The following is an 18,403-nucleotide window of genomic DNA, read 5'->3' as shown; positions in this document are numbered from 1 at the left end:
GCTGTGCGAACGCCCGACGCAGTGGCGTCGGCGCTGGTTCGCCTGTAACCACTTCGTGGTTACAGCTGTGCGAACGCCCGACGCAGTGGCGTCGGCGCTGGTTCGCCTGTAACCACTTCGTGGTTACAGCTGTGCGAACGCAGCGCGCAACAGCTCAGCGGTCTCGGTCGGCGTCTTGCCAACCTTTACGCCGGCAGCCTCGAGAGCTTCCTTCTTCGCCTGTGCCGTACCAGCAGAGCCCGACACGATGGCACCAGCGTGGCCCATGGTCTTGCCCTCGGGAGCGGTGAAACCAGCGACGTAGCCGACAACGGGCTTCGTTACGTTGGCCTTGATGTACTCAGCCGCACGCTCCTCAGCGTCGCCACCGATCTCGCCGATCATGACGATCGCCTTGGTCTCGGGGTCGTTCTCGAACGCCTCGAGTGCGTCGATGTGGGTGGTGCCGATGACAGGGTCGCCGCCGATGCCGATTGCGGTCGAGAAACCGAGATCGCGGAGCTCGTACATCATCTGGTAGGTGAGGGTGCCCGACTTCGACACGAGGCCGATCGGTCCCTTCCCGGTGATCGTTGCGGGGGTGATGCCCGCGAGTGCCTCGCCCGGAGTGATGATGCCGGGGCAGTTCGGGCCGATGATGCGGGTGTTTCCGCCGGTTGCCTTGGCGTGTGCCCAGAGCTCAGCCGAGTCCTTGACGGGCACGCCCTCGGTGATGATGACGAGGAGGCCGATGCTCGCATCGATAGCCTCGATCGCCGCATCCTTGGTGAATGCGGGCGGCACGAAGGCAACCGAAACGTCAGCGCCGGTCTCAGCCATCGCCTCAGCGACAGTTGCGAAGACAGGGAGCTCGACGGTCGCGCCGTTGGCGTCAACGTGCGACACCGTGGTGCCGGCCTTGCGAGCGTTCACGCCGCCAACAACCTGGGTGCCAGCCGCGAGCATGCGCGCGGTGTGCTTGGTACCCTCGCCACCGGTGATGCCCTGGACGATGACCTTTGAATCCTTGTTCAGGAAGATCGACATAGTTCTATATTTCCTTTAAGTTCCGCAGATCGGGTTAGCGTGCGTTGGCGAGCTCGGCTGCCTTGTCGGCACCCTCGTCCATCGTGGCGGCCTGGGTAACAAGCGGGTGGTTTGCCTCGTTGAGAATGCGGCGACCCTCTTCGACGTTGTTGCCGTCGAGGCGCACAACGAGCGGCTTGTTCGCGGTGTCGCCGAGCTTCTCGAGCGCACCAACGATGCCGTTTGCGACCGCGTCACACGCGGTGATGCCACCGAAGACGTTGACGAACACCGACTTGACCTGCGGGTCACCGAGGATGACGTCGAGGCCTGCGGCCATAACCTCAGCCGATGCGCCGCCGCCGATGTCGAGGAAGTTCGCGGGCTTGACGTTGCCGTGGTTCTCACCAGCGTATGCAACGACGTCGAGCGTCGACATGACGAGGCCTGCACCGTTACCGATGACACCGACCTCACCGTCGAGCTTCACGTAGTTGAGATCCTGCGCCTTGGCCTTTGCCTCGAGCGGATCCTCAGCTGCCTTGTCCTCGAGCTCTGCGTGGCCGGGCTGGCGGAAGTCAGCGTTCTCGTCGAGCGAGACCTTGCCGTCGAGTGCGACGATGTCGCCTGCGCCGGTGAGCACGAGCGGGTTCACCTCGACGAGGGTTGCGTCCTCGCCGATGTAGACCTCGTACAGCTTCTGGAAGACGGGAACGACCTTCGCCACGAGCTCCTCGGGGAAGCGGGCTGCGCGGGCGATCTCCTCAGCCTTCGCTGCGTCGATGCCCCCGATCGGATCGATCTCGATGCGCGCGAGCGCCTCGGGCTTCTCGACCGCAAGCTCTTCGATGTCCATGCCGCCCTCAACGCTGCACAGCGAGAGGTAGGAGCGGTTTGCACGGTCGAGCAGTACGGAGAAGTAGTACTCCTCCTTGATGTCCGCTCCCGCAGCAACCATGACGCGGTTGACTGTGTGGCCCTTGATGTCGAGGCCGAGGATAGCCTGAGCTGCCTCAAATGCCTCGTCGGGGTTCTTCGCTACCTTGACGCCGCCGGCCTTGCCGCGGCCTCCAACCTTGACCTGAGCCTTAACGACGACGACGCCGCCAAGCTTCTCAGCGGCCGCGCGCACCTCCTCAGGAGTGTCGGCGACGATGCCGGGGAGCACGGGCACCCCGTATCGTTCGAAAAGATCGCGTGCCTGGTACTCGTACAGATCCACGTACTGTCCTTCTGCTTGGGATTTTTGGTGTGACCCGAGGCAAGAATGTCTCGATGTCGAGAGAAATGTTGACCGTTTGTCAGTCTAACACCGCCATGTCACAGAAACTTGATCGGTTCTCAAGTGCCAAAAGACACACCATCCAGCGTTTCAGCAGATTCGAACGCTCACCACAACTGATCCCGCAGCGGATCCCCACACAGCCGGTCCGTTCCCTCCGAATACGCCCCTTTGCGCACCTGAGAGATGCGTTCGCGACCGGGCCGAGGATCCCCACCGGCGGGCGTGCCGGGGCTACTCGCCGAGCTTCTCGATCGGCGCGAGCTTCACGAGGAGCTTGCGCTCCCCCACCGTGTCGAATGTCACGTGAGCGACGCGCTTCGAGCCTGCGCCGGTGACAGCGTTGACGCGGCCCTCGCCGTACTCGTCGTGCCGGATCCGGTCTCCAAGAGCAAGCTCGAGGTCGCCGTTGTCGCGGATGCTGCCGACGATCGTGTTGGGGAAGCCGCCGCCGGCCGCCTGCGTCTCCTTCGCGAGCCGCTTGCGCTCACGCCACTTATCGAGCGCGGACTGCATATTGCCGCTCGCCGGCTCGGAGACCGCTGCCGAGCTGCCGCCGCCCGCGCCGAAGGACACCTGCGAGTCGCGGTTTCGCGACCAGGAGGCCTGAGAGGATCCGCCAGCGCCCGGTGCCCGGCTCGCGTTGAGCGCGCGCGACGCGGTGCCGCCGCGGCCGGTGACCTCGCCCGGGGACTGCCGCCATTCGATGAGCGCCTCGGGGATCTCCTGGAGGAAGCGGGACGGCATCGCCACGGCGATGTCACCAAAGGTCGCTCGTGTCGAGGCGAGCGTGATGTACAGCCGCTCGCGGGCACGCGTGATCCCGACGTACATCAGCCTGCGCTCCTCGTTGATGCCGCCGAGCTCGTCGATCGACATCTGGTGCGGGATCAAGCCCTCTTCGACACCGGTGATGAACACGGCAGGGTATTCGAGGCCCTTCGCGGTGTGCAGCGTCATGAGTGAGACGGTGCCGCTCTGGTCGTCAAGGTCATCGGCTGCGGCGACGAGACTCACCTCGGTGAGGAACGCGAGCAGGCCGGCGCCGGGCTGCTGCGCGTCGAACTCGCGGGCTACCGCGACGAGCTCCTCAAGGTTCTCGGCGCGGGCGTCGTCTTGCGGGTCGCGCTTCGCGCGGAGCTTCTCGATCATCTCGGTCGAGTCGAGCACGAGCTTGAGTACGTCGGCGACGGGAGCTGGCCGCTTCTGTGAGGCGGCCGCGTCGGCGGACTCCGGATCCCCCGCCTCGTCGGCGGACGGCTCCGCAGGAGGTAGGACGTCGGTCGCCCCGCCGCCGAGCGCCATCTGGGTCGCTCGGCTGAGCATGTCGGCCAGATCGACGACCGTGGTGCGGATCTTCGGGCCGAGCGCCGGGATCTCCTGCGCACGCTGCATGGCCTCGTGGAAGGTCACGCCCTCGGCCTCCTGGAAGTTCGCGAGGTGCGCCTCCGCCATGGGGCCGACTCCGCGCTTCGGCGTGCCGAGCATGCGCGACCAAGCGATCGGGTCGAAAGGGTTCGCGATCGTCGTGAGGTACGCCATCGCGTCCTTGATCTCGGCGCGATCGTAGAACTTTGTGCCGCCGAGCACGCGATACGGGATCGCGGAGCGAATCAGCAGCTCTTCAAGCGCACGCGTCTGCGAGTTCGTGCGGTAGAAGACCGCGATGTCGCCGTACGCCATGCCGTCGCGGTGCAGATCCTCGATCTCCTCCGCGACGAAGCGCGCCTCGTCGTGCTGCGAGTACCCGGTGAAACCGACGATCTTCTCGCCGTCGCCCTCGCTCGTCCACAGCTTCTTGTCTTGGCGGTCGAAGTTGTTACCGATGACCGCGTTCGCGGCGCTCAAGATGTTCTGCGTCGACCGGTAGTTCTGTTCAAGCTTCACGACCTCGGCACCGCCAAAGTCACGGTCGAACTCGACGATGTTGCGAATGTCTGCGCCGCGGAACGCGTAGATCGACTGATCGGAGTCGCCGACAACGGTGAGGCTCGCGCCCGGGATGCGTCCGAGCCCGTCGAGCTCGCGCTCGCGCACGGGCGGCACCAGGCGCGAGACCTCTGCTGGCTCAACGTTCTTGGTGAGCTCGCGAATGAGCGAGTACTGGGCGTGGTTCGTGTCTTGGTACTCGTCGACGAGGATGTGCCGGAAACGACGCTGGTAGATCGCGGCGACGTCTGGGTGCGCGCGAAACAGCTGCACCGTCTGCCCGATGAGGTCGTCGAAGTCGAACGCGTTGGCGCGCTTGAGTTCCTGCTCATACATCGTGAAGATCTCGGCAAAGATGCGCTCACGCGGGTCACTCACGTTCGCCGTCGACGCGTAGTCCTTCGCGTCGGTGAGCTCGTTCTTGAGCTTCGAGATCTTCGCGCTCGAGTTTGCCGGGGTGAAGCCGTACGTGTCGGCGTCGAGCTCCTTGATGATCCGCTTGAGCAGCGCACGCGAGTCAGCCGAGTCGTAGATCGTAAAGCCCGAGACATAGCCGAAGCGCTCGGCCTCACGCCGCAGAATCCGCACGCACGCCGAGTGGAACGTTGATACCCACATGCCTTCGACGCCCGAGCCGAGCAGCGCTCCGAGCCGCTCGCGCATCTCGGCCGCGGCCTTGTTCGTGAACGTGATCGCGAGGATCTGGCTCGGCCACGCCTCCTTCTCGCGGATGAGGTGCGCGATGCGGTGCGTGAGCACGCGTGTCTTCCCTGATCCAGCGCCAGCGACAATGAGCAGCGCAGGCCCGCGGGCGACGACCGCGCGCCGCTGCTCGGGGTTCAGCCCGTCAAGAAGCGGATCGGTGCCGTCTGCCGGCTGCGCGCCACCAAAGGGAGCGCCTGGGTCAAGAAGTTCGAAGTCACTCATCGTGGTTCCAGTCTAGGCCGCGCCTCTGACACCCGGGCTTGGGCGGCGGCAGCCGGGGCGCGGACGCCGCGGCCGTGGCCCCCGGCACCCCGCAAGTGGGAGAGAATGGGTGCATGCAGCGTTCACAGCCGGAGCTTCCGACGATCCTCATCTTCGCCACGGGCGGCACCATCGGAATGCACGATGTGGGCAAGGGTTTTGAGCCCGATCCTGCGTTCCTCGAGATCCTCGAAAAGCGCGCCGACCGGATCGCCTCGCGCTATGGCTACCGGGCCCGCGTGAATCAGCTGCAGCCCGCAATCGATAGCGCAAACGCTGACGAGGAGACCGCGCCGAAGATCGCCCGGGCGCTCCGAGCTCGCGTCGGCGCGATGCGAGCGAGCGCCGTCGTCGTCACGCACGGCACCGACACCCTCGCGTTCACGGCGTCGCGACTCGCCTTCGAACTCTCGGGCCTCGGTGTACCAGTCGTCGTCACCGGCAGCCAGTTTGCGCACGGCGTGCGGCCCACCGACGCCTTCGACAATCTTCAGCTCGCTATCCGCGCGGTGACACAGGCGAGCCCGACTGCGCCCGTCTCAGTCGCCTTCGGCGGCGCGATCCTCCCCGCGGTCCGCTCGACGAAGTCCGATGCTGAAGGCCTCACCGCGTTCCGGGCGGAGCGCCCGCTGGGAGCACGGCCAGCGGGCCTTCCGGGGGCGGCGACCGACGAGGCACTCGTACGACCGTCACACGCTCGCGTGTTGTCGCTCCGCTTCACGCCGGGGATCGCAGCCGCCGACCTGCTCGCGCTCGCCTCAGCGGGGCCCGAGGCACTCGTGCTCGAGTGCTACGGCTCGGGCAACGCCCCCATGTCGAAGCCCGGGATGAAGGACGCGCTGCGGAGCATCAGCGAGCGGATGCCCGTCGTCGCCATCACACAGTGCGCGCTCGGCAGTGTCGACACTGACCGATACGCAGTCGGACGCGAGCTTGCGGCCGCGGGCGTGACCGCAGGATCCGACCTCACGATCGAAGCTGCGATCGCGAAGCTTGGCTACCTGCTCGATCGCGGATTCTCCACCGCCGACATCACCGCGCTCATGCCGATGAACCTCATCGGCGAGTGCGTGGGCACGGCCCGCGGCTAGGTCTGCGCAGTCGCGGCCAGCATTGCGCAGTCGCGGCCAGCATTGCGCAGCCGCGGCCAGCATTGCGCAGCCGCGGCCAGCATTGCGCAGCCGCGGCCAGGGTTACTCAGTCGCGCAGGGCCTCACGGGCGGCGACGCCGAGGTCTGGGTGATCCACAAAGATCCCATCGACCCCCGACGCGAGCACGAGCGCGAACTCGGCCTGCCAATCCCCCCAATCGCTGCCACTCAGCGACGAGTGGAAACGAAGATTGAGATAGCGGTTCTCTGGCCGCAGCGTCCAGGTGAACACGCGGAGTCCGCGCGCCTGCGCCCGCTTCGCGAGGTCGGTCGGCCCCGCCGCGAGCCCAATCGCGTTCGTGCGGATCAGACTGCCCTTATCCACGCTGATCCCGTCAACACGGGTGCGAAGGTAGTCGAGCCCCTCGTCGCTGCGATACCACTCGAAGCTGCGCGCCTTGGGCCCGCCGGCGTCAGCACGCGCGACCTCATCGGCCGGTGCCCCGAGCCGCTCCGCGAGGAAGACGTAGCTCGCGCGAACCCCTGCTTGGCGCAGCCGCGTCAAGACGTCAAGCTCGAAGCATTCGATGATGAGGCGCGCCGGGCGATCCGCCCAGCCTGTCTTGCCGAGCTCGTCTTGGATGAGGGCCGCGATGTCGATCCCGATCGAGCGGAAATAGTCGGCGTGCTTCACCTCCAGCACGACGCTGAGGTCGCGGCCGCCCCGCGCGCTCTCCTCGTCAATGATGCGCAGCACATCGCGCAGCCTGAGCATCGGTTCTTTGCCGTCGTACGCCCGGTTGTCGGCACGCACCCGCTTGAGCCGTTCGACACAGCGCAGCGTCGAAAGCTCCGCCCAGGTGAAATCCTCCGTGAACCATCCGGTCAGGCGCTTGCCGTCGACGACCTTGGTGGTGCGCCGCTTCGCGAATTCCTTGCGCGCGGCGACGTCGGTGGTGCCGGAGATCTCGTTCTCGTGGCGCACGACCAACACGCCGTCGCGCGTGACGACGACATCGGGTTCGACCGCGTCGACGCCGAGGTCGCAGGCAAGCCGGTATGCCGACTCCGTGTGCTCGGGGCGATAGCCGGGTGCTCCCCTGTGACCGATGACCATCGGGTGCGCGGCAATCTCAGACATGAGTACCAGCCTAGAGCCTTGTAGCTCACCGCCGTGAGCGAACACCCTGCACAGTCACAGCATGATTTCCCCGGGCCTCTATACACTGGAAGTATTGCCCGATTACGCTTTGAAAGGCCCTTGCGCATGAGCAATCCTGCCCTCAGCAACAACCCCGCATTGAACGGCAAGACCCTCACTGCGGAGGAACTGCACCGTATCTACGATCAGCCCGCGGCGGCGACCAACCGCCCCGGCGTTGACGCACCGCACGAGACCGGCGTTGATGCGGGCCAGCCGCCTGTCATCACCCCGTCCGACCGCCCGATGACCTACGAGAACACGATCTCGAAGACCGTCTTGCTCTTCGTCGTCGTACTCGCCTTCGGCGCGATCGGCTGGTACATGCCGGGCCTCGCATTCGTCGGCGCGATCGCGGGTCTCGCGCTCGGCCTCGTGAACTCGTTCAAGAAAGAGCCGAGCGTTCCGCTGATCGTTGCGTACGCGGCGGCACAGGGCATCTTCCTCGGCGGCATCTCAGGTGTCTTCGAGGGCCAGTGGCCCGGGATCGTGTCGCAGGCTGTCATCGGCACCCTCGCCGTGTTCGGCGTGACCCTGCTGCTCTTCCGCAGCGGCAAGGTGCGCACCAGCCCCCGCATGACGAAGATCGTGCTCATCGCGATGGCGGGCTACCTCGTCTTCTCGCTCATCAACATGGTGATGATGCTCACCGGGCTGAACTCCGACCCGTGGGGCATGCGCGGTGGCACCCTCGGCCTCATCATCGGCGGCCTCGCGGTACTCCTCGCGGCATACTCGCTCGTGATGGACTTCGAGCTCGTGCAGAACGGCGTGCAGAACCGCGTCCCCGAGAAGTGGGGCTGGTCGGCAGCGTTCGGCCTCACCGTCACACTCGTGTGGCTGTACCTCGAGATCCTGCGCATCATCGCGATCTTCCGCGATTAGCGGCTTCGCGGGGCTGGTTCGACCGATCCCGCTGCACGAGGAGGCCCGGAGCACTGCTCCGGGCCTCCTCTTTTGTTTTATGGGCTAGGTACCTGGTGATTCGCGATGGGAGCGAGCGCCGCGATACCTCGCGGGAGTCTCACGCGGGCTCCCCCTGGATTCCTCTCTGACCCCATTAATTCGGACCGACTCTTGCGAGGGCCGAGAATGGGGCGGAATAGATCACACGGGGGTTTGGGGATGCGAGTGGGGCGGACTGCCCAGGGGCTCGCGGAGCATCCGATTCGCCAGCGGCAATCGTGCACGATACGCTGAATGCCTACATGAAATGGTCATGTCGGTTGCGCCACTGAAGCACGGAACCGGAGCCAGGACAGCGGAGGACCCAATGTTGCGTATCGACTCCCACCACCACCTGTGGGACCAATCCGTGCGGCCACAGAGCTGGATGGACGAGGCCACCCGTTCCGTCATCGGCGGCCCCTACTCGCTCGAGGACTGGTCGGCGGCCGCGACCCCAGCCGGCATTCGCCATGGCGTCTTCGTTCAGACTGTGCCAGACACAGCAGAGACCCCAGAGGTGCTCGCACTCGCGGAGGACCGCCCTGAGCTCTCCGCGGTCGTCGGCTGGCTCGACATCGCTCAGGATCCCCGCTCTCCCGGCGAGCAGCTCGACGCGCTGCTGGCAGGCCCCGGGGGCGACCGGCTCGCAGGCGTCAGGGTGGCGGCGCAGCACACCAGCCCGACCGCTGACTGGCTCGACTCGGCGGAGGTCGCTGCCGTTGCCGTCGCGCTTGCAGAACGCAACCTCTCCCTCGACTTGCTCATGCACCCCGAGAGCCTCGGTGCGGCGGCGCGTCTCGCGCAGGCTCAGCCCGAGACACGCATCATCATCGACCATCTCGCGAAGCCGACGATGCGCGAAGAAGACTTCGCGTCGTGGGCCGCCGAAATGAGCACATTCACCGCGCTCGAACAGGTCGCTTGCAAGTTCTCGGGATTCCTCACGTTCGACGAATCCCCCATGACTGCCTCGCGCCTCGCGCCCTACGCGCAGACAGCCCTTGACACCTTTGGCCCCGCACGGATGATGTTCGGCAGCGACTGGCCCGTCAGCGTACTCGGCGGCGGCTACGCGGCGGCGGTTGAGGTCGCTGAGCAGACGGTGAGCGCGCTCAGCGTCACCGAGCGTGAGCGCATCTGGGCCGGGACCGCGCTGCGCTGGTACCCGGCGCTCGAGGCCGTAGTCTCGAGCCACGGCAACGACAACTAGCAGCCCGCGAAGCGCGCACTCGCGACTGCGCGCACCGCACCTCGCCGCACCGCACCGCACCGATCCATTCCAACGAAGGAACCCACCATGACCAACGCCCTCCCGCGCCGCACAACCCGAACAGGCCTGCAGCTCACCGAGCTCGGCCTCGGCTGCGCACAGTTTGGCAACCTCTACCGCGAGATGCCAGACGCGACCGCTGACGAGATCGTGGATGCCGCGTGGGCGGCCGGGATCCGCATGTTCGATACCGCCCCGCACTATGGGCTGGGGCTCTCAGAGGAGCGCCTGGGGCGGGCGCTGCGCAGGTATCCGCGCGACGAGTATGTGCTCTCGACCAAGGTCGGGCGACTCCTGAGGCCGAACCCCGAGGGTGTCGGCCTCGACGCTGAGGGCTTCGTCGTGCCGAACACTACCCGCCGGGTGCGCGACTACAGCGAGCACGGCGTGCTCACCTCAATCGAGGAGAGCCTTGAGCGTTTGGGCCTCGACCGCATCGACGTCGTCTACATGCACGACTCCGACGACTACTGGGATGAGGCCATGGCGGGCGCCGTCCCCGCGCTACAGCGGCTGCGCTCGGAGGGCGTGATCTCGGAGTTTGGCGCCGGGATGAACCAGTCGGCCATGCTCGCCCGATTCATCCGCGAGGGCGACGCCGACATCGCGATGGTCGCCGGGCGCTACACCCTCCTCGAACAGGGCGCACTCGCGGATCTCATCCCCGCTGCCGGCGAGAACGGAGCCTCGATCGTGATCGCCGGGGTGTACAACTCCGGGCTGCTCGCGCGAACGCGCCCCGCGGCAGACGCCCAGTACAACTACGCGGACGCGCCCGCGGAGCTCATTGCTCGCACAAATGCGATCGCGGATGTCTGCGAGCGCCACGGGGTGACGCTGCCGGAGGCCGCGGTGCAGTTCCCGCTGCAGCAACCGAGCGTCGCCTCCGTCGTCATCGGGGCCTCACGACCCGCGCATGTGCCGGACGCCGTGGCGCGCTACACCGCGGAGATCCCGGCGGCGCTGTGGACGGACCTCGTCGCGGCGGGCCTGCTCAGCGAGGCTGCCCTCCCCGACCTCAGCTGACAGGCTCGCTGACGCCCCCTCACTGCCCCGCCCTCACTGCCCCGTTTAATCTATTGAGCCCCTTCCGCAGGCTGCGGAGGGGGCTCAATAGATTAAACGGGGGCGGAGAGGATGGCGAACTCGGGCAGAATCTGAGCTCGCCCGACGCGCTAGCCCGACTGGTCGGCTAGGCGCACGAGGCGTTCGTGGCCGCTCTCCTCGAGCTCGACCACGTCAGAGCGCGACTTCAAGAAGTCAGAGAAGGATCGGAAGCCAAGCGCCTTCTCGTTGAACGACGGATCCATCCGGCGCATCTGCTGCTTCACCGCCGAGCTGTAGAGCCAGCCCGAGTCGTCGGTGTCTTGGCTCAGCCACAGCGCACGGATGAGCAAACCGGTGACGGCGATCGCCGCTTCCTCCGGGCTCTCCGAGTCCAGGGAATCGTCGTCGAGATCGGCATCGTGCAACTCCGCCTCGTGCAGCTCCGCAGCGCTGTCGAGCGCCGCCGTCACCTTCTCGAGCGGATCAGCCTCACGGCCGCCCGCGTCACGCGAGCCTCCAGAGGTCGCCTTGCCAGTCTTCGCCTCGCCAGAGGTTTCAGCCGAGGCATCACTCGAGGTCTCCCCCGCGGAATCGACCGAGGAATCGACCGCGGCAGCCTCGCCGCTGCTCTTGCCGCCTGATCCCCTGCGTGAGCCACCGCGCCCCCGCTTCGGCTTCTGCTCCTCCGCCCGGGGCTGGAGCGGGGCGACGCCGGGGAGCGAGTCGTAGGTTGCGAACTCGTCGCAGGCCGCGGCGAGCGACTTCGCGGTGGATCCTGCGACGCCGATACCCACGACGTAGCGACCGAGCCGCTTGCAGCGCTGCGCGAGCGGCACGTAGTCGGAGTCGCCAGCGACGATCACGACATGCGTGAGGTCTTCCAGCCGGAACATGTCTTCGACGGTATCGACCGCGAGGCGGATGTCTGCCCCGTTCTTCGCGTAGGCCGCGGCCGGGAAGAGCTGCACGAGATCCACCGCACGCGCCACAAGCTGCGAACGGTACTCGGCGTTCATCGGGGCCGACCAGTCCGCGTAGGCGCGTGTCAGCACGAGCGTGCCAAACGACGAGGCATAGTCGATGATCGCGCCCACATCGACGACGGCGGCTTCCAGGCGCTCGATGATCTCGGGATCGCGCTCCCCTTCGGCGATGCGCTGCCGGTCACGCGAAAACGAGTTGCGACCGTGCACCCGGTCATACCAGGAGAGCACGATGTTATCGAAGTCGAGGTAGACCGCTACGCGGCCATTCTGTATATCCACGCCCCCAGTCTGACAGTCCCCGGCCGGTCTGTCAGCACTGGCGTATGGCGGCGAGGCGCTCCCCCAGTCCCCGACTGCGCTCAAACGGTATCGTTTCGGCGAAGTCAGGGGGTTTCGGCTGCAACAGAGGCGTGACCTCGCTGAACACGCATGATCTGAGGGGGTGGGGGCCGCACAGCAACGAGTCCAACGGGATGGCGGGTGAATCGCGCAGCACAGCGCAGCCGCCCCAAACAGCAAAGTGGGGGTGACCCGAGCACACGGCTCAGGTCACCCCCACTTCGCATCGCGCACGCGCCGCTAGGCGACGCCGACGCTTACTCCCACTCGATCGTCCCGGGCGGCTTCGACGTGACATCGAGCACGACGCGGTTCACGTCGGGCACCTGGTTGGTGATCTTGTTCGAGATGCGCGCGAGCACGTCGTACGGCACGCGCGTCCAGTCTGCGGTCATCGCGTCTTCCGAGGAGACGGGGCGCAACACGATCGGGTGACCGTAGGTGCGGCCGTCGCCCTGCACGCCGACCGAGCGGACGTCGGCGAGCAACACGACCGGGCACTGCCAGATCGACTCGTCGAGGCCTGCAGCGGTGAGCTCGGCGCGCGCAATCGCGTCTGCCTCGCGGAGAATGTCGAGGCGCTCGCGCGTGACCTCACCGACGATGCGGATGCCCAGGCCGGGGCCGGGGAACGGCTGACGGCCGACGATCGCTTCGGGGAGTCCGAGCTCGCGGCCGATCGCACGCACCTCGTCCTTGAACAGGGCGCGCAGCGGCTCGATGAGCTCGAAGTCGAGATCCTCCGGGAGGCCGCCGACGTTGTGGTGGCTCTTGATGTTTGCGGTGCCGGATCCGCCGCCCGACTCAACTACGTCGGGGTAGAGCGTGCCCTGCACGAGGAACTTGATGGGCTCGCCCTCGGCCTTCGCCTCAGCGACGAGGTCGAGCTGTACCTTCTCGAACGAGCGGATGAACTCGCGCCCAATAATCTTGCGCTTCTCTTCGGGGTCGGTGACACCGGCAAGGTGGCCGAGGAAGATGTCTGCCGCGTCGACGGTGATGAGACGCACGCCGGTCGATGCGACGTAGTCGCGCTCGACCTGCTCGCGCTCGCCCTTGCGGAGCAGCCCGTGATCCACGAACACCGCGGTGAGCTGGTCACCGATCGCCTCGTGCACGAGCGCGGTCGATACTGCCGAGTCGACGCCGCCCGACAGCGCGGAGATGACGCGGGCGTTCCCGACCTGCGCGCGGATGAGCGCGATCTGGTCAGCGATCACGTTGCCGGCGTTCCAGTCCGCGGGAATCTCTGCGACGGTGTGGAGGAAGTTCTCGAGGATCTGCTGCCCGTACTCCGAGTGCTTGACCTCGGGGTGCCACTGCACGCCGTACATCTTGCGCGCTGCCGAGCCGAAGGCTGCGACGGGAGTGTCGGCGGTGCTCGCGAGCACCTCGAAGCCCTCGGGTGCCTGCTGCACGGCGTCACCGTGGCTCATCCACACGTTCTGGGTGTCGGGCTGACCGCTCAGGATCGCGCCACCGCCGCCCACAACAGTGGCCTCGGTCGAGCCGTACTCGCGCTCGCCGGTGTTGCCCACGACGCCGCCGAGGGCGCGGGCCATCACCTGGAAGCCGTAGCAAATGCCGAGCATCGGGATGCCGAGCTCAAAGATCGAGTCCTCGAACGCGGGTGCCTCGTCGGCGTAGACCGACGAGGGCCCTCCCGAGAGCACGATGCCCCGCGGGTTCTTGGCCTGGATCTCCGCGGCCGTAATCGTGTGGGGAACCAGCTCGGAGTAAACTCCGGCCTCGCGCACCCGCCTCGCAATGAGCTGCGCGTACTGCGCACCAAAATCGACGACGAGAACGGGCCGCTGCCCGCCTGGCGCTACTTCTGTCATGCTGTGCCTTCCTGGCGATCTGGGTCAGTCGCGACGGCGGTCGCGGCGATCGCCGCTTCCTTCTCGTCGAGGAACTGGTTAACCTCGCGGGCGATGCGCACCTCGAGGAAGAATGAGAAGAATGGGATCACGCCACCGAGTGCGAGCAGCAGGAAGCGGCCGAAGTTCCAGCGCATCGGGCTCCACAGCATGAAGTTTGCGATGAGGTATACGACGTAGAACCAACCGTGGGCGATGAGGATCGCCTTGAACAGGTCGAAGCCCTCACGGACGAATTCGGCTTCCTGGCCCTTCGGGATCGTCGGGAGGAACTCCGCGATGCCGTTCGGGGTGAACAGGAACAGCTCGACCTTGAAGGCGTACCGCATGACCATCACTGCGCACAGCAGCAGGAGCATGACGCCGGTGATCACGCTGGTCACCTTGTAGACCTTCACGGCCCGTCGGATACGTGGGTAGTCCTCGGGCTTGGGCTGGAGTTGCATGACTTCCATTCTATGGTTGTGCGGGATGCTCAGTTTCAGCGGCCGCGGCTGCTTCGGCCTCGGCTTCAGATTCAGCGGTGAGGATCATGATCTCGTGTTCCTTCTCCCAGGCGTCGCGGGCGAGCCGGTACCAGAGGAACAGCGCGACGGCCGCGAAGACGGCCCACTCGATGCCGTAAAACACGTTGAGCCAGCTCACCTTTTCGGGCGCGCTCGGCGCGACCGAGTCGATCGCGACGAGGTTTGCGTCTGCAAGCTCCGGCGCGTCGAGCGCGTCGTGCAGCACGAGATAGCCACCGTAGATCGGGCCCGTGGGGGCTTCGTTCCAGGTGTTCGCGAGGTACGCGGGAACCATCGTGCGCGTAGAGTGCGGATCAATATCGGGGCGAGGGATCTCGGGCGCCTCGGCTGGAAGGTAGCGGCCCTCGAGTGCGAGCTTGCCCTCGGGGAGGGTGCTCAGGTGCTGCGCTGCCTTCTTCGCTTCGGAGACGCTCGGGGCCCAGCCCACGGCGACCGCGAGGCTGGCCTCATCTTGGTCCGTGCGGACGAGGTGGCCGACGACCCAGGCACCCTTGGAGCGCTCGGCGCTCTCGTCGGGTCCCTGGTTCATCCGTTCACTCACGACCGAGAAATCTTCGGAGACGAAGGTGCCAGACACCGAGACGACCGCACCAGCGGCGATCTCCGGAATGCCGGCAATCGGCTCAGTGAGGTCGTCGATCGGGCGTACCGTCTCTGTCGCGCTGAGCTCATCCACGTTGTCGCGAATCGCGTTGCCCATCTGCCACTGGCCGAGCCAGGCGAAGACCGCCGCAATCACCATGGCGAGCAGGAGTGCCGCGATCCACTGCGGACGACGCATCACCTGGCCGAGCGTTGGCTCTCCGAGGTATTCGAGCTTGCGACTAGCCACGGCTACCGCTCAGCGTGAACGATGTCGACGCGCTGGAATTCCTTCACGTCGGAGTATCCGCTCGTCGCCATGGCGCGGCGGAGCGCACCCAGCAGGTTTGCGCTGCCGTCGGCGATGTGAGCCGGGCCGTTCATGATCTCAGCGAGGGGTGCGATCGGCTCGACCGCCACGCGGCGTCCGCGCGGCAGATCCTCGTGGTGGGCTTCCTGCCCCCAGTGCCAGCCGCGGCCGGGCGCGTCGGTGGCGCGTGCGAGCGATGCGCCGAGCATGACCGCGTCAGCACCGCACGCGATCGCTTTGACGAGATCGCCGGAGGTGCCGAGGCCGCCGTCGGCGATGACGTGCACGTAGCGGCCACCCGACTCGTCGAGGTAGTCGGTGCGGGCGCCGGCGACGTCGGCAATGGCGCTCGCCATTGGTGCGCGGATCCCGAGCGTGACACGGGTCGTCGACGACGCTCCCCCGCCGAAGCCGACGAGCACGCCGGCAGCACCGGTGCGCATGAGGTGCAGCGCAGACTGGTAGGTCGCTGCTCCGCCGACGATGACGGGCACGTCGAGCTCGTAGATGAACTGTTTGAGGTTCAGCGGCTCGCGCCCCTCGACCGAGACGTGCTCGGCGGAAACGGTGTTGCCGCGGATCACGAAGAGGTCGACGCCAGCCTTGACGACGGTGTCGGTGAACTCTGCGGTGCGGTGCGGCGAGAGCGCACCGGCAACGGTAACGCCGGCGTCGCGAATCTCTGCGAGGCGGTCGCGGATCAGCTCTGGCTTGATGGGTGCCGAGTAGAGCTCGCGCATCCGCTTCACGGCCGCGACCTCGTCGTCGACGCGTGCGATCTCCTCGAGCAGTGGCTCGGGGTTCTCATGGCGGGTCCAGAGACCCTCAAGGTTCAGGACACCGAGGCCGCCAAGCTGACCCAGCTGGATCGCGGTCGCAGGCGACATGACCGAGTCCATCGGCGCGCCGATGACGGGGATGTCGAACTGGAACGCGTCGATCGTCCACGACGTCGAGACGAGCTCGGGGTCGCGGGTACGCCGCGTCGGCACAATTCCAATTTCGTCGAATGTATAGACACGGCGGGCGCGCTTTCCGCGACCAATCTCGATCTCGTTGCTCACCCGAACAGTCTACCTGGTCTGATCGTGCCGCATCCTGTGACGCGGCGCAATCCACGACACCGGGCGACAATATCGCTAACCTCAGCTATCATCGCTAGAGGACGATGAATAATTGACGAGGAGAGCAGGAATGACCACCACTGAGCACACCCCCGCACCAGACGCAGGCATCCAGACCGCGACGGGCAGCCACCGCAAGCGCCTGATGGTGGTGCTTGCGATCTACGCGACGATCATTGCAGCGCAGATCGTCGGCTCGCTCGTCACGAATAGCCTCGCGTTGGCGGCGGAGGCGATGCATATGGCCGTCGATGCCAGCGGGATTCTCATCGCCCTCATCGCCACGATCCTCGCCACCCGGGCGGCGTCTGCCAAGCGCAGTTACGGCCTCATGCGGGCGGAGATCGTCGCTGTACTCATCAACTGCCTGCTGCTGTTCACGCTCGGCGGGTTCATCCTCTTCGAGGCAGTCGATCGCTGGTTTAACCCCTCGGACGTCGCTGGAGGCGGCGTCATCGTATTCGCGGTCGTTGGCCTCGCAGGCGCAGCAACCTCACTCGTGATCCTCAGCCGGGGGGCCAAGGAGAGTTTGAACGTGAAGGCCGCGTTCCTCGAAGTGATGAGCGATGGGATCGGAGCCGCAGCGATCATCGTCTCCGGCATCCTCAACGTCACGCTCGGCTGGAACCGGGGCGATGCCCTCGCAGCCGCGGCGATCGGCGTCATCATCCTTCCCCGCGCCTTCCTGCTGCTCAAGCAGGCGATCAACCTCATCATGCAGGGTGTGCCGGCCGGCATCGACCTCGAAGAGGTGCGCGAGTCGATCGTCGACACCGAAGGCGTCGACGAGGTGCACAGCCTGCACGTGTGGGGCCTCACGAGCGGCGTCTCGGTCATGTCCGCGCACATCGTCCCCTCGGCTGCGGCAACCGACGCGGGCGAACACCCTCGCATCCTCGACGAACTCACCATGATCATGCGGGAGCGTTTCGGCATTGAGCACTGCACATTCCAGTTCGAAGAGGCCAGTCACCTCGGTCACGAGGGGCTCATGCACCGCGACCTTGCGGGGCTCACGTCGGCACCCTCAGTCAGCGGCGGCCAGCACGTCGGGCACAGCCATTAACGAGCAGCGTGCATCCGCTGAGCGGGATCCCGCACCGCTCTCCCCCGGCGACCTCTGGGATGCTCCGCACGAGGCGCGGTATCATCGGGAGATGACGATGAACGCAAAAGCAGCGGAACACGGAGCGCGGGCGGCTGAGCTTGAGGCGCTCGTTCCCGCGACGTGCCTGTTTCACAGCTTCAGCGACCCATCTAGGCTCGTCATCCTGCAGCACCTACAGCTCGGCGAGCACCGCGTCGTCGACCTCACCGAGCACCTTGGGCTCTCACAGAGCACCGTGTCGAAACACTTGGCGAGGCTCAAAGACGCGGGCCTGGTGACATCGCGTCCCGAGGGCAGGGCATCCGTGTACTCGCTGCTGCACGCTGAGGCACTCACCGAGCTGCTCGCTGCGGCCGAGAAGCTGCTCGCCCTCACCGGTGATGCGGTGCAGCTCTGCCCGGTGCACGGCTCCCCGAAGACCGCCTCCTAGCTCCCCCGCTCCCAGCCTTCAGCTCCGGAGCTTCCTTCCGGACCCTGCGTTCTGGCCCTGCGTTCCGGACCCTGCGTTCTGGCCCTGCGTTCCGGCCCTGCGTTCTGGCCCTGCCCGGATACCCTCACTGCCCCGATTAATTCAGTCGGACTCTTGCACGGGCCGTAGAAGGGTCGGTGAGGATTATTCGGGGCTTGGCAGCTCGCGAGCGGCCGCGGCGGCAACGTAGTTGACGGCAGCCTGTTGCTCCAGCACCAAGGCTCCTCCACCCCAACGGCCCGCAATCAAGCCCCGACCCTGGATCATGCTCAAAAGGGATGCTCTCAGCGAAGTCAGGAGTAATTGGCGGCAAAAAAGGCCATGACCTCGCTGAGGTCA

At 66.3% G+C, this 18,403-nt stretch carries 15 protein-coding genes; 6 read left to right on the top strand and 9 right to left on the bottom strand.

From position 1 onward, the window contains the following. Nucleotides 1–123 precede the first annotated feature (123 nt). From sucD to ACI1US_RS13630, 3 genes are all read right to left on the bottom strand, one after another. The gene (gene sucD, locus ACI1US_RS13640; protein WP_416550202.1) at nucleotides 124–1,026 is read right to left on the bottom strand and encodes a succinate--CoA ligase subunit alpha; all 903 of its coding nucleotides are present in this window, start codon (nucleotides 1,024–1,026) and stop codon (nucleotides 124–126) included. A 34-nt stretch (nucleotides 1,027–1,060) separates the two neighbouring features. After that, entirely contained in the window at nucleotides 1,061–2,227 is a 1,167-nt protein-coding gene (gene sucC / locus ACI1US_RS13635) for an ADP-forming succinate--CoA ligase subunit beta (protein WP_416550203.1), read from the bottom strand. 294 nt (nucleotides 2,228–2,521) lie between these two features. After that, entirely contained in the window at nucleotides 2,522–5,143 is a 2,622-nt protein-coding gene (locus tag ACI1US_RS13630; protein WP_416550205.1) for an ATP-dependent helicase, read from the bottom strand. 113 nt (nucleotides 5,144–5,256) lie between these two features. On the opposite strand from ACI1US_RS13630, the gene ACI1US_RS13625 reads away from it, so the two are divergent. Further along, nucleotides 5,257–6,273 carry an asparaginase domain-containing protein gene (locus tag ACI1US_RS13625; protein WP_461640924.1) on the top strand — a complete coding sequence of 339 codons (1,017 nt, stop codon included), beginning with the start codon at nucleotides 5,257–5,259 and terminating at the stop codon, nucleotides 6,271–6,273. A 106-nt stretch (nucleotides 6,274–6,379) separates the two neighbouring features. On the opposite strand, the gene ACI1US_RS13620 is transcribed toward ACI1US_RS13625, so the two are convergent. After that, nucleotides 6,380–7,414 carry a glycerophosphodiester phosphodiesterase family protein gene (locus ACI1US_RS13620; RefSeq protein ID WP_461640923.1) on the bottom strand — a complete coding sequence of 345 codons (1,035 nt, stop codon included), beginning with the start codon at nucleotides 7,412–7,414 and terminating at the stop codon, nucleotides 6,380–6,382. A 126-nt stretch (nucleotides 7,415–7,540) separates the two neighbouring features. Between ACI1US_RS13620 and ACI1US_RS13615 the strand changes: the two genes are divergently transcribed. From ACI1US_RS13615 to ACI1US_RS13605, 3 genes are all read left to right on the top strand, one after another. Continuing rightward, nucleotides 7,541–8,359 carry a Bax inhibitor-1/YccA family protein gene (locus tag ACI1US_RS13615; protein ID WP_416550210.1) on the top strand — a complete coding sequence of 273 codons (819 nt, stop codon included), beginning with the start codon at nucleotides 7,541–7,543 and terminating at the stop codon, nucleotides 8,357–8,359. A 388-nt stretch (nucleotides 8,360–8,747) separates the two neighbouring features. Continuing rightward, complete coding sequence (locus ACI1US_RS13610) at nucleotides 8,748–9,632, top strand: amidohydrolase family protein (RefSeq protein WP_461640922.1); 885 nt, start codon at nucleotides 8,748–8,750, stop codon at nucleotides 9,630–9,632. A gap of 87 nt (nucleotides 9,633–9,719) precedes the next feature. Continuing rightward, on the top strand, nucleotides 9,720–10,718 hold the full coding sequence (locus ACI1US_RS13605) for an aldo/keto reductase (RefSeq protein WP_461640921.1): 999 nt from the start codon (nucleotides 9,720–9,722) through the stop codon (nucleotides 10,716–10,718). 149 nt (nucleotides 10,719–10,867) lie between these two features. On the opposite strand, the gene ACI1US_RS13600 is transcribed toward ACI1US_RS13605, so the two are convergent. From ACI1US_RS13600 to ACI1US_RS13580, 5 genes are all read right to left on the bottom strand, one after another. Next, nucleotides 10,868–12,004, bottom strand: coding sequence for an NYN domain-containing protein (locus ACI1US_RS13600; RefSeq protein WP_461640920.1), 1,137 nt, complete (start codon nucleotides 12,002–12,004; stop codon nucleotides 10,868–10,870). Between the two features lie 317 nt (nucleotides 12,005–12,321). Further along, a complete protein-coding gene (guaA, locus tag ACI1US_RS13595) occupies nucleotides 12,322–13,905 on the bottom strand; it encodes a glutamine-hydrolyzing GMP synthase (protein WP_416550211.1) in 1,584 nt (527 codons plus the stop codon). Next, a complete protein-coding gene (locus ACI1US_RS13590) occupies nucleotides 13,902–14,390 on the bottom strand; it encodes a DUF3817 domain-containing protein (protein WP_416550212.1) in 489 nt (162 codons plus the stop codon). Before ACI1US_RS13590 ends, guaA begins: the two co-directional genes overlap by 4 nt. A 10-nt stretch (nucleotides 14,391–14,400) precedes the next feature. Beyond that, nucleotides 14,401–15,303, bottom strand: a complete 903-nt coding sequence (locus tag ACI1US_RS13585) for an SURF1 family cytochrome oxidase biogenesis protein (RefSeq protein WP_416550213.1) — start codon at nucleotides 15,301–15,303, stop codon at nucleotides 14,401–14,403. A gap of 2 nt (nucleotides 15,304–15,305) precedes the next feature. Next, nucleotides 15,306–16,427 carry a GuaB3 family IMP dehydrogenase-related protein gene (locus tag ACI1US_RS13580; RefSeq protein ID WP_416550214.1) on the bottom strand — a complete coding sequence of 374 codons (1,122 nt, stop codon included), beginning with the start codon at nucleotides 16,425–16,427 and terminating at the stop codon, nucleotides 15,306–15,308. 130 nt (nucleotides 16,428–16,557) lie between these two features. Here ACI1US_RS13580 and ACI1US_RS13575 point away from each other — a divergent pair, with 130 nt between their 5' ends. Both ACI1US_RS13575 and ACI1US_RS13570 read left to right on the top strand, forming a co-directional pair. Beyond that, nucleotides 16,558–17,553 carry a cation diffusion facilitator family transporter gene (locus ACI1US_RS13575; protein WP_461640919.1) on the top strand — a complete coding sequence of 332 codons (996 nt, stop codon included), beginning with the start codon at nucleotides 16,558–16,560 and terminating at the stop codon, nucleotides 17,551–17,553. A gap of 91 nt (nucleotides 17,554–17,644) precedes the next feature. Continuing rightward, nucleotides 17,645–18,025: an ArsR/SmtB family transcription factor gene (locus ACI1US_RS13570; protein ID WP_461640918.1), complete on the top strand. Its 381-nt coding sequence runs from the start codon at nucleotides 17,645–17,647 to the stop codon at nucleotides 18,023–18,025. The last annotated feature ends 378 nt before the right edge of the window (nucleotides 18,026–18,403 follow it).

This window comes from Leucobacter sp. BZR 635, from assembly GCF_048061935.2.
Lineage (GTDB): Bacteria > Actinomycetota > Actinomycetes > Actinomycetales > Microbacteriaceae > Leucobacter.
The sequence above is the reverse complement of the archived record's forward strand: the minus strand, read 5'-3'. Positions and strand labels throughout refer to the sequence as shown.

Excerpts from the sequence above, each read along its gene's own strand:
- sucD (WP_416550202.1), bottom strand. The coding sequence starts at position 1,026 with ATGTCGATCTTCCTGAACAAGGATTCAAAGGTCATCGTCCAGGGCATC.
- ACI1US_RS13630 (WP_416550205.1), bottom strand. The coding sequence starts at position 5,143 with ATGAGTGACTTCGAACTTCTTGACCCAGGCGCTCCCTTTGGTGGCGCG.
- ACI1US_RS13625 (WP_461640924.1), top strand. The coding sequence starts at position 5,257 with ATGCAGCGTTCACAGCCGGAGCTTCCGACGATCCTCATCTTCGCCACG.
- ACI1US_RS13620 (WP_461640923.1), bottom strand. The coding sequence starts at position 7,414 with ATGTCTGAGATTGCCGCGCACCCGATGGTCATCGGTCACAGGGGAGCA.
- ACI1US_RS13615 (WP_416550210.1), top strand. The coding sequence starts at position 7,541 with ATGAGCAATCCTGCCCTCAGCAACAACCCCGCATTGAACGGCAAGACC.
- ACI1US_RS13610 (WP_461640922.1), top strand. The coding sequence starts at position 8,748 with ATGTTGCGTATCGACTCCCACCACCACCTGTGGGACCAATCCGTGCGG.
- ACI1US_RS13605 (WP_461640921.1), top strand. The coding sequence starts at position 9,720 with ATGACCAACGCCCTCCCGCGCCGCACAACCCGAACAGGCCTGCAGCTC.
- guaA (WP_416550211.1), bottom strand. The coding sequence starts at position 13,905 with ATGACAGAAGTAGCGCCAGGCGGGCAGCGGCCCGTTCTCGTCGTCGAT.
- ACI1US_RS13590 (WP_416550212.1), bottom strand. The coding sequence starts at position 14,390 with ATGCAACTCCAGCCCAAGCCCGAGGACTACCCACGTATCCGACGGGCC.
- ACI1US_RS13575 (WP_461640919.1), top strand. The coding sequence starts at position 16,558 with ATGACCACCACTGAGCACACCCCCGCACCAGACGCAGGCATCCAGACC.
- ACI1US_RS13570 (WP_461640918.1), top strand. The coding sequence starts at position 17,645 with ATGACGATGAACGCAAAAGCAGCGGAACACGGAGCGCGGGCGGCTGAG.